The 10,229-nt window shown below is 53.2% G+C and carries 11 protein-coding genes; all 11 read right to left on the bottom strand.

All coding sequences use genetic code 11. The features are described from left to right. Nucleotides 1–446, bottom strand: a 446-nt coding sequence (locus E0L13_RS00820; protein WP_168059594.1) for a hypothetical protein, incomplete at its 3' end; no start/stop codon positions are given. Between the two features lie 15 nt (nucleotides 447–461). Then, entirely contained in the window at nucleotides 462–1,397 is a 936-nt protein-coding gene (locus E0L13_RS00815) for a glycosyltransferase family 2 protein (RefSeq protein ID WP_346766146.1), read from the bottom strand. Nucleotides 1,398–1,552: 155 nt separating this feature from the next. Then, nucleotides 1,553–2,545, bottom strand: a complete 993-nt coding sequence (gene dusB / locus E0L13_RS00810; protein WP_168059592.1) for a tRNA dihydrouridine synthase DusB — start codon at nucleotides 2,543–2,545, stop codon at nucleotides 1,553–1,555. Then, nucleotides 2,529–3,293, bottom strand: a complete 765-nt coding sequence (locus E0L13_RS00805) for a type III pantothenate kinase (RefSeq protein WP_168059590.1) — start codon at nucleotides 3,291–3,293, stop codon at nucleotides 2,529–2,531. The genes dusB and E0L13_RS00805 overlap by 17 nt, the downstream gene beginning before the upstream one ends. 169 nt (nucleotides 3,294–3,462) lie before the next feature. Beyond that, on the bottom strand, nucleotides 3,463–4,431 hold the full coding sequence (locus E0L13_RS00800) for a biotin--[acetyl-CoA-carboxylase] ligase (RefSeq protein ID WP_168059588.1): 969 nt from the start codon (nucleotides 4,429–4,431) through the stop codon (nucleotides 3,463–3,465). 206 nt (nucleotides 4,432–4,637) lie between these two features. After that, nucleotides 4,638–6,554 (bottom strand): ATP-dependent zinc metalloprotease FtsH, encoded by a 1,917-nt coding sequence (ftsH, locus tag E0L13_RS00795; protein WP_198643539.1) that lies wholly within the window; start codon nucleotides 6,552–6,554, stop codon nucleotides 4,638–4,640. 128 nt (nucleotides 6,555–6,682) lie between these two features. Beyond that, complete coding sequence (hpt, locus tag E0L13_RS00790) at nucleotides 6,683–7,222, bottom strand: hypoxanthine phosphoribosyltransferase (RefSeq protein ID WP_107196537.1); 540 nt, start codon at nucleotides 7,220–7,222, stop codon at nucleotides 6,683–6,685. 70 nt (nucleotides 7,223–7,292) lie between these two features. Then, on the bottom strand, nucleotides 7,293–8,297 hold the full coding sequence (tilS, locus tag E0L13_RS00785; protein WP_168059586.1) for a tRNA lysidine(34) synthetase TilS: 1,005 nt from the start codon (nucleotides 8,295–8,297) through the stop codon (nucleotides 7,293–7,295). Next, the gene (locus E0L13_RS00780) at nucleotides 8,284–9,219 is read right to left on the bottom strand and encodes a Ppx/GppA family phosphatase (RefSeq protein ID WP_168059584.1); all 936 of its coding nucleotides are present in this window, start codon (nucleotides 9,217–9,219) and stop codon (nucleotides 8,284–8,286) included. Before E0L13_RS00780 ends, tilS begins: the two co-directional genes overlap by 14 nt. 113 nt (nucleotides 9,220–9,332) lie before the next feature. Continuing rightward, the gene (locus tag E0L13_RS00775; protein WP_087476792.1) at nucleotides 9,333–9,767 is read right to left on the bottom strand and encodes a S1 domain-containing RNA-binding protein; all 435 of its coding nucleotides are present in this window, start codon (nucleotides 9,765–9,767) and stop codon (nucleotides 9,333–9,335) included. A gap of 123 nt (nucleotides 9,768–9,890) precedes the next feature. Then, nucleotides 9,891–10,217, bottom strand: coding sequence for a septum formation initiator family protein (locus E0L13_RS00770; RefSeq protein WP_087476791.1), 327 nt, complete (start codon nucleotides 10,215–10,217; stop codon nucleotides 9,891–9,893). Nucleotides 10,218–10,229 lie beyond the last annotated feature (12 nt).

Below are 10,229 nucleotides of genomic sequence, written 5' to 3'. Positions count from 1 at the left end.
AAAAACGGATTGGCTCCTACTTTTCCTTTGAAAACTAAAAAATGAAATAATAAAAACAAGAATGAAAATGCATAACTAGTTGCAGAAGATACGTTCCAGATTTGGACAAGCCATCTTCTGAATAACAGAACATACACTGTAATAATAAGGCTAAGGACACACGCCGATGTAATGCTAATAGACTGAATATAGTCTCCTATAATTGGATTGACAGCATATGCCGCAAAAAAGCCCGTTATCGGAAATAGCGTCTCCGGCAAAATTTTTATAGGATTCCATCCATTCGGCATAGGAATCGCGTTTCTCATACTTGAAAGATTGCTCCAGTCGTCCCCATCATATGGCACGAGCATATTTCCTTTAACAAAAAAGATGAACATAACTAAAAATATAAATATAGCATATGCCCATTGTTGAGCCTTATGAAAATTCCATTGAAAAGTCATGATGTTAACTCCTCCTTACCCCCGCACTTTTTGTTTTATAACCTTATTTCCATTGTACTCTTTAACCAAATACAACGGCCTAAATTTACTTTCATTGAACACGCGCCCTAAATATTCTCCCATAATCCCCAGGAAGAATAATTGGACTCCGCCAATAAACAGTATCACGGTGATCAAGGATGGATACCCTGCTACATCGCCTCCATATATAATTGTCTTGATAATGATGACAGCCATGTACATCATGGCCAAAAACGCCAGTACGCAGCCGACAAAGGATGCCAGCCGCAGCGGCGCTATCGTAAAACTAGTTAATCCTTCAATGGCTAAATTTAACAACTTCCAATAATTCCACTTCGTTTTTCCAGCAATCCGCGCCGGCCGTTCAAAAAGGATTTCTTTTTTATTAAATCCAATCCAACTAAATAAGCCTTTCGTATAACGCTGCGATTCGCGCATTAATCGTAACGCTTCCAGACATTGCTTATCCAACAGCCTGAAATCGCCGACATCCTTCTGAATCGGAATATTCGATACGCCTTGCAGTATGCGGTAAAACATATGGGACGACCATTTTTTGAAGAACGTTTCTCCTTCACGGCTGGTTCGTTTGGCGCATACATCGTCGTATCCTTGTTCCCAATAGGAAATCATTTCAGGAATTAACTCCGGCGGATCCTGCAAATCGGCATCCATTATAATAGCCGCGTCGCCAGACAAATAATCGATACCGGCAATCATAGCAATTTCTTTGCCGAAATTACGAGATAAATCGACATAGCACACTCGCGTATCTTTCGCCCGCAATTCCTGAAGAATATGCAGCGTACTATCTGTGCTGCCGTCATTGACAAATACGAATTGGAACGCATATTGGTCTATTTTATTAATAACTGCCGACGTTTTTTCATAAAACACAGGCAGTGCCGCTTCTTCGTTATAACACGGCACTAAAATAGATACAAGCTGTCTGTCTGTCTGTCTGTCTGTCTGTCTGTCTGTCTGTCTGTCTGTCTGTCTGTCTGTCTGTCAAAATGATAGAATTCATGCCACATATGTCAACACCTTTCTCTTATGGAACAGAACGACAATAAAACGATTACATATCATATACAAGCCGCTTCTTCCATCATCTCATGGATGCAGTCCCTGAACGCCTGGGCCGTGTCGGCCCGATTGATGCGTTCGCGCAGGGCCGCCGAGCCGTACATCCCTTTTGTGTACCACGAGGCATGAGCCCGCATTTCCCGCACGCCGATATATTCGCCCTTGTAGGCCAGCAGGGCTTCAAAATGCTCCAGAATTTGCTCGTACCGTTCCATCGGCGACGGCGGCGGCAGGATTTCACCCGTATCCATATAGCGGTATATCTGCGGGAAAATCCACGGATTCCCCTGGGCGCCCCGGCCGACCATGACGGCGGCGCAGCCCGTCGCCTCAAACATGTGCACCGCCGACGGGCCGTCTACGATGTCGCCGTTTCCGATGACCGGGATAGAGACGGCTTCTACGACCTGCCGTATCTTGTCCAAATCGGCGCGGCCGCTGTAAAACTGCTCCCGCGTCCGGCCGTGAACGGTAATAGCCGCCGCGCCGGCAGCTTCCGCCCGCTGAGCCAATTCAACGGCTGTAAAGGAATCGTCGTCCCATCCGGTACGCATTTTTACGGTGACGGGAATAGACACGGCCTTTACGACGGCGGCGATGACCTGTTCCGCCTTGGGCAAATCCTTCATCAAGGCAGAACCTTCGCCGTTTTTGACGATCTTTTTGACGGGACAGCCCATGTTGATATCGACAATATCTGCGCCGGCCTGTTCGACGGCTATCGCCGCCTGGGCCATGACGACGGGATCGGCCCCGAATATCTGCATCGACAGGGGATGCTCCCGCTCGTCGATATACAGCAGTTCTTCTGTATGCTTGTTTTTATAGCGTATCCCCTGAGAGCTGACCATTTCCGTGCAGACCAAAGCCGCGCCATAGCGGCGGGCAATGACGCGGTACGGCAAATCGCATACGCCGGCCATGGGCGCCAGGACGACAGGCCGTTCCAGCCGGACCGGGCCAATAGCAAAGGGCTCAGCAATTCCGTTCATAAATGATTCTCAATCCTTCCAAGGTCAGCATCGGTTCTACGACGTCGATAGCCTTCGTTTCCGGCGCGAGGACGACGGCAAATCCGCCCGTAGCGACAACTTTGGCTTTTCCGCCCAATTCCCGGCGCATGTGATTGACAATGCCTTCTATTTGTCCAATGTAGCCGTAATATACGCCGGCCTGCATACTTTCCACCGTATTGCGGCAAATGACCTTTTCCGTACGGCGGATCTCGATGCGCGGCAACTTAGCAGTACGCTGCACCAGGGCGTCCGTCGAAATGCCGATGCCCGGGCAGATAGAGCCGCCGAGGTAATTGCCCTTCTTATCGACGGCGCAGAAGGTCGTAGCCGTACCGAAGTCGATGATGATGACCGGGCCGCCGTACTTCGCGTAAGCCGCCACGGCATTGACGATGCGGTCAGCGCCGACTTCGCGGGGATTGTCGTATTTAATGTCCATGCCCGTCTTCACGCCCGGCCCGATGATCAGGGGCACCAAGCCGAAATAACGCTGGCACATGCGTTCCAGCGTCGGCATAACCGGCGGTACGACAGACGAAATAATGATCGAGTCGATATCTTCCGAATTCACATCGTTCAAGTAAAAGAGGTCGCGAATCAGCACGCCGTATTCGTCCGTCGTGCGCAGCTTGTTCGTCGAAATGCGCCAATGGTCCAGCAGTTCCTTTCCCTTGAATACGCCGAGAACAATATTTGTATTTCCTACATCAATGACTAATAACATACGCTGTACTCTCCCTGCCCTAAATGAAATAATATACGGTTACTATAATAACAAAGTTTTTCTTCCTTGGATAGGTCTTGCCGTCTATTTTCCAAAGAAAAAGCGGCATGCCGCAGCTCGTCCTGCACTGCGTATGCCGCCTTTACCCTATTCGATTGCCGCTGTCCTGTCAGACGGGGCGAACCCGCACGTCGCCGGCCAGCACCCGTTCCATGCCGTTTGCCGTCTCGACCATCAGGTTGCCGTTTTCGTCCAGCGTCACGGCCTTTCCCGTAAACGACCGGTCCGACGCTGAGACTTCTACGTCCCGTCCCAGCATGCAGGACAAGACCTTCCATTCTTCCAGAATCGGCGCGAAGCCCTGCTCGCTGGCCACGTCGTAATACCGTTCCAATTCGCGCAATATGTCCTGCAGCAGCTCTACCCGCTGTACGGGCACGTTTTCTATGGCGAAGCTCGTCACGGTCTTTTTCAGCTCCCGCGGCAGCGCTTTTTTGCCGAGGGCCGTGTTGATGCCGATGCCCATGACGACGTAGTTGATCTTTTCTACGGACGCGTTCAGCTCCGTCAAGATTCCGACCAGCTTCTTGTCGCCGACCAGGATATCGTTGGGCCACTTGATGCCGCAGTGAATGAGGCCGGCCCGGCGCAGCACCTTGGTCAGAGCCACGGCGGCAACCAGCGTCAGCTTAGAAACCTCCATAGGCGGAAAGGTAGGCCGCAAAATAAGGGAAAACCAAATCCCCTGAGCGAAGGGCGAAATGAAAGAACGATCCAGCCGTCCTCTCCCGCCGGTCTGTTCTTCGGCTACGACGATCGTCCCTTCATCAGCGCCCTGGTCGGCCAGTCGTTTGGCCACCGTATTCGTCGAATCCACCTTTTCAAAATACACAATCTTTTTTCCAAACAGGCCGGTCTTCAGCCCGTTGGCAATCTGCTCCGGCCGCAGCAGCTCCGGCGCTTCTTTCAAACAATAGCCTTTTTTCGTATACGATTCAATGACGTATCCCCGCTGTTTTAAGACGCGGATATGTTTCCAAACGGCTGTACGGGAAATCCCAAATAATTCGGAAATTTTTTGTCCGGATACGAAAGTCCCCTGATTCTCCATCAAATAATCCAGGATATCCTGTCTCATTCTTTTTCACTCCTAATACTAACGATACGATGCCGACATAGATATAGCTGACATACCTATATCTTTGGGCATACAGAAATTGTAGCATAAAAGAAATCCCTGTCAATATCAAGAAAAAGTAATATAAATCATTACATATTTTATGTATCTGCCAGAAACTGTCTCCGTCACATAAAAAAGCTGCGACAGTGCCGCAGCTTTTTCATTTAGTTTTTGTCTTCTGATACGGTATTGCCCCACGGGCTGACTTCTACATGAGGCTTCTGCCCTTCCGCCGGTTCGGCGCCTTCGGCGCTTTCGCCGTCGCCTTCCGGCTTAGGTGCTTCCAGCGAACCATATTTAATCAGATTTTCTACCTGTTCGTGATTAATCGTTTCGATTTCCAGCAGCGCTTCTGCCATGCTGTGAAGAGCCTTGATGTTTTCCTTCAGCATGCGCAGTACGTCCGCATAGGCCTCGGTAACGATATCGTGCATTTCCTTGTCGATCAGTTCGGCTACGCCTTCGCCGTAATTGCGGTCGTGGCCCAGGCTCTTGCCCAGGAACACCTGGTCCTGCTGCTCGCCGAAGACCATCGGCCCCAGCTTGGAGCTCATGCCCAGGCGGGTAATCATCTGGCGGACGATGCGGGTAACGCTCTGCAAGTCGCCCGACGCGCCGCTGCTGATTTCATTGAAGACGATTTCTTCGGCAGCCCGGCCGCCCAAGGCGACGCGGATCTGCGCCAGATAATACGATTTCGTCTCATAGGACCGTTCTTCATTCGGCAGCATCATCGTATAGCCGCCGGCACGTCCGCGGGGAATAATCGTAACCTTATGGACCGGGTCGGAGTTCGGCTGCAGCAAATAAGCGATCAGGGCGTGTCCCGATTCGTGAACGGCCGTCAGGCGCTTTTCCTTGTCGCTGATGACATGGCTGCGCCGTTCCGGGCCGAAGCATACCTTTTCGCTGGCTTCTTCCAGTTCGGCCATGTTGATGACTTTTTTATCGGCACGAGCCGCCAACAAAGCCGCTTCGTTCAGCAGGTTGCCTAAATCGGCGCCGGTAAAGCCCGGCGTCTTCTTGGCGATGATATCCAAATCGACGTCCTTGCCGAGAGGTTTGCCTTTTGCGTGCACTTCCAGGATAGCCCGGCGGCCCCGCAGGTCCGGACGGTCGACGGTGATCTGACGGTCAAAACGGCCGGGACGCAGCAGCGCCGGGTCGAGGATATCGGGACGGTTCGTCGCGGCGATCGTAATGATGCCTTCGTTGGCGCCGAAGCCGTCCATTTCTACGAGCAGCTGGTTCAGCGTCTGTTCGCGTTCGTCGTGACCGCCGCCAAGGCCTGCGCCGCGCTGGCGGCCTACGGCGTCGATTTCGTCGATGAAGACGATGCACGGCGCGTTTTTCTTAGCCTGGGAGAAAAGATCGCGCACGCGGGACGCGCCGACGCCGACGAACATTTCTACGAAGTCGGAGCCGCTGATGCTGAAAAAGGGAACGCCTGCTTCGCCGGCAACGGCCCGGGCCAGCAGGGTTTTCCCGGTGCCCGGAGGCCCGAAGAGCAGCACGCCTTTGGGAATCTTGGCGCCGATGTTGTTGTATTTGCCGGGATTGCGGAGAAATTCGACGATTTCCGCCAATTCTTCCTTCGCTTCGTCTTCGCCGGCAACGTCTTTAAAGGATACCTTGATTTTTCCTTCGCCGTGCATCTTCGCATGGCTCTTGCCGAAATTCATCACCCGGCCGCCGCCGCCCTGGGTCTGCTGCATGATGAAAAACCACACACCGATGAGAATCAAAATCGGCAGGATAGAGCTCAGCAGGCTCATCCACCACGAGGGCTGTTCAGGCGGCTTGGCGATGACGTTGACCTCCGCGTCGCGCAGGGCCGGCATCATAGCCGCGTCCGTCGGGGCGTACGATGTAAAAGACGTGCCGTCCTTCAGCTGACCGACGATAGCGTGGTCGTCCGTGATCTGGACTGCGTCTACCTTTTTCTGCTGAACCTGATTCATGAAATTCGTATAGGAAATTTCCGATTTATCAGCTTTATTTGTCGTAAACGCATCGATGATAGAAACGGCAACGATGATAATCAGTAAGTATAAACTTACATTACGCACAAATTTGCTCAAGATACTACTCCTTTCAAAGTAATCTATCATTAAGTAATGTCATGCAACCAATACAATATCTATATTACCATACTTCGGACAATGCAACAACAGCTTTTCCCGCAAAACAAGACGGTAATAGTGTATGTTTATTTCGTATAAATTTCTTCTTTCAATATGCCGATATAAGGCAAATTCCGATAAGAGCTGTCATAATCCAGGCCGTAGCCGACGACGAAGGCGTCGGGAATTTCAAAGCCGTTGTAATCGACGTGGATGTCGACCTGCCGGCGCGACGGCTTGCTCAGCAAGGTAGCCAGCTTGACCGAATTAGCGCCGCGGTCTTTCAAATAGGGCACGAGATAGCTCAGCGTAATGCCCGTATCGATGATATCCTCGACGATGAGGATATCCTTTCCGGCGACGTCGTTGTCCATGTCCTTGCGAATCGTAACCGCGCCGGACGACGTGGCCGACGAGCCGTAGCTGGAACAGCTCATGAAGTCAAATTTTACGGGAACCTGAATCTGGCGGGCCAAATCCGTATAGAACACGACGGCGCCTTTCAAAATGCCGCACAGCAAAATCGTCTTGCCGGCGTAATCGGCCGTTATCTGCGCGCCCATTTCCCGCACTCGCTTCTGTATTTGTTCTTCTGTAAATAATATTTCTTTTACGTCTTGATGCATATCGTATATCCTCCCCCGGAATGACAAAGTATATATAGCGACGCAGGCTTTCCTGCGGTTCTTTCTGTTTTCATGATTTCGTTCTGCGCCGGCCCTTTATGCCCTGCGACACTACGACGCACAAATCGGATTTCGTCGTATAGGCCGTAACGCGGCCCGTCTGGAACTGCTTGCCCGCGCCTTTGCAGGCCAGCTCCCGTATCGTTTCTACGTAATGAAAGGGTATATCCCGCTCCGTCCCCGCCGCGTTCCGGCACAGCAGGCGCACGAGGCGGCGCTGCAGGGCTACGGGCTGGCTGAGAAACCATTTCTTTTCCACGCCGGCCCCGCCTTCGCACGGCTTGACGTGAGCCTCGTACAGTCGGCTCGCCCATTGGGCCATGCAGTCGTCTTCGGCCTGGGCAATCTGCGCCAGCCGGTTCAAATCGCCGACGACGGACGGATTGTACTGCCGCAGCGCCGGCAGCAGCTCCAGGCGGATGCGGTTGCGCGTAAACCGGACAGAGTCGTTCGTCTCGTCGTGACGCGGCGTCAGATTCCGCTCGTTGACATAAGCATCGATATCTCCGCGCGTTATGCCCAGGAGCGGGCGGACGACGTCGCCGGTTCGCGGCCGCATCGCACCCAATCCGGCCAGTCCGCTGCCGCGCAGCAAGTGCAGCAGCACCGTTTCCGCCTGGTCATCCTGATGATGGGCTACGGCAATCGCCGCGGCCCCCAGACGGTCCTTTTCTTCGCGAAGCAGGCGATACCGCTCTCTCCTGCCGACAGCTTCCAGCGACGCGTGCTCCTGCGCCGCCAGCGTCGGCACGTCTGCCCGGCGGCAGATAAATGGACAGGCCCGCTTCTCCGCTTCCTGCCGTACAAACCGGACCTCCTCGTCAGCGGCATCCCGAATGCCATGATGGACGTAGCATACGGCGAGGCGCAAGTTATAGTCCGGCCGCAGCCGGGCTAATATATCCAGCAGCGCCAGCGAGTCGGGCCCGCCGGAACAGGCAATCAGAATCGTCTCTCCCAGCTGAAGCAGCGAATACTGCCGGCAGTATTCTTCTACGGTTTCAACGACATTCATAAGCCTCTCCGTTGCCTCCGCGCCAAGCGGCATCGTGGAAGGAATGGCGGTAAAAGACGCCTTCCATCAAATCGCTTTCGCTGATGCGAATGCTGTCAAAGCCATAGCGCTGCAAAAAGGAACGGGCGACGGCCAGACCGGCGACAATGATGTCGCTGCGCTTAGGCTGCAGTCCCGCTACATGGCGGCGGCCTTCGGGACCCATGCGCCGCAGTCTGTCCAGATGATAGGACAGGCGTTCCAGCGATACGACGCAGCCTTCGATGCGGGACGGATCGTACTCCGTCATTTCCAGCTCCATCGCGGCCAGTGTCGTCAGCGTTCCGCCTACGCCGATAAGGGCCGCCGAAGGTTCTATGGGCGCAGACAGCCATTGCCGGCTGCAATAGGCTTCCAAAGCAGCCAGTTCCTCTTCTTCCATCTGATTTTTTTTCGTCAGGCGCACGGCGCCCAAGGGATAGCTGTGAGACCAGGCGACGACGCCGTCCCGGCCGACGGCCACTTCGCTGCTGCCGCCGCCGATATCCAGGACGACGGCCTCCTTGCCGGCTTCAACGCCGGCTGCCGCCCCGCAGAAGCTGAGAGCCGCTTCCTCCAGGCCGGAAATGCAGCGGCAGTGCCAGCCAAAACGGGCCCGTATTTCCGCCAAAAAGGCTTGGCCGTCTGCGGCTTCGCGCACTGCGCTGGTCGCGACGGCACAGACGGGAACGGATCCTAACCGGGCCTGCCATCGGGTCATGGCCGCAAGGGAGGCCTCAATCCCTTCCGGCGATAAATGCCTTGTCTCTTCTATCTGATAGCCGAGGCGCGTCATTTCCAATTCTTTCGCCGAAAACTTCCAGCGATCATCTTCCCAGCGCCCCGTCATCAGGCGCAGGGAATTGGAGCCGATATCGACAACGGCAAATTCCTTATCCTTCATCTGTCATGTACCTCGTTCTAAACTCGGACAGCCTTTTCCAGTCGGTAAAACAAAAAGAGCATTCCAAGACAGGAATACTCTTTATTCGTCCTTATGATTACCGATATACGAAATCAATCGGCACGGCGAGCGCCGCGGCCGCCGCGTTTTGATTCGGTATTGCGTTTCAAATCCATCTGGCGTTCGTCACTTTCCTTCAGGAATTTACTAAGCCGGTCCTCGAAAGACAACGATGTAGAAGAGCGGCGATTCGAGTCAAAATTGTTGTGCTGGCGGAATTCATGTCTTGGACGGAACTCTTTCTTTTCCGGAGCCGGCTGGGTCTGCTTGATAGACAGGCCGATTTTTCCCTTATCGTCGACAGACAAAACTTTGACGTTTACTTTGTCCTGAACTTTCAAGAAATCGTGCACATCTTTTACATACTCATTAGCAACTTCAGAAATGTGGACCAAGCCCACCTTCTTGTCAGGAAGCTCTACAAAAGCGCCAAATTTTGTAATCCCTGTCACGGTGCCTTCCAATACACTGCCTACTTCGATTGTCATGTTACCTTATATTCCTCCTTGTATGCTTCAGCTTTGCTGATAACACGTATAACGCTATTATACTCATAAACGGCGAAAAATTCAATCGCAAAATAATGTAAATTCCTAAGGCGGAACGCCTCGTCAGCGCCTGTAGGGGATTTCTCCCGGCTCGGCCAGTCCGAACTGTTCCCGCGCCTGTTTTTCTACGGCATCGGGGGAAATAAGCTGTTCTTTCCTGTCCTTCAGCCGCTGGTTTTCTTCCGTCAAGGCCTGCTCCTGCTGCAGCGTCCGCTTCATGTCCTCGTGGATCTGCCACATCTGATACATGCGCAGGCACAAGAAGACTCCTCCGACCAGCAGTATGAGAAGGACGATGCCCTTGTACAGCGTCATCCCCTTCTTTTTTTTCGTACGCCGCCGGCGCACCGTCCCGGTACGTCGGAGCCGCCCATCCCGTTTTTCCGTCATGATTCTGCTCCT

The sequence above is a fragment of the Megasphaera sp. SW808 genome, assembly GCF_012027795.1.
GTDB lineage: Bacteria > Bacillota > Negativicutes > Veillonellales > Megasphaeraceae > Megasphaera > Megasphaera stantonii.
This window is presented reverse-complemented; position numbering and strand designations above follow the sequence as displayed.

Bases quoted from the DNA above. Each gene is read 5' to 3' on its own strand.
- dusB (WP_168059592.1), bottom strand. From the start codon at position 2,545: ATGAACGGAATTGCTGAGCCCTTTGCTATTGGCCCGGTCCGGCTGGAA.
- E0L13_RS00805 (WP_168059590.1), bottom strand. From the start codon at position 3,293: ATGTTATTAGTCATTGATGTAGGAAATACAAATATTGTTCTCGGCGTA.
- E0L13_RS00800 (WP_168059588.1), bottom strand. From the start codon at position 4,431: ATGAGACAGGATATCCTGGATTATTTGATGGAGAATCAGGGGACTTTC.
- hpt (WP_107196537.1), bottom strand. From the start codon at position 7,222: ATGCATCAAGACGTAAAAGAAATATTATTTACAGAAGAACAAATACAG.
- tilS (WP_168059586.1), bottom strand. From the start codon at position 8,297: ATGAATGTCGTTGAAACCGTAGAAGAATACTGCCGGCAGTATTCGCTG.
- E0L13_RS00780 (WP_168059584.1), bottom strand. From the start codon at position 9,219: ATGAAGGATAAGGAATTTGCCGTTGTCGATATCGGCTCCAATTCCCTG.
- E0L13_RS00775 (WP_087476792.1), bottom strand. From the start codon at position 9,767: ATGACAATCGAAGTAGGCAGTGTATTGGAAGGCACCGTGACAGGGATT.
- E0L13_RS00770 (WP_087476791.1), bottom strand. From the start codon at position 10,217: ATGACGGAAAAACGGGATGGGCGGCTCCGACGTACCGGGACGGTGCGC.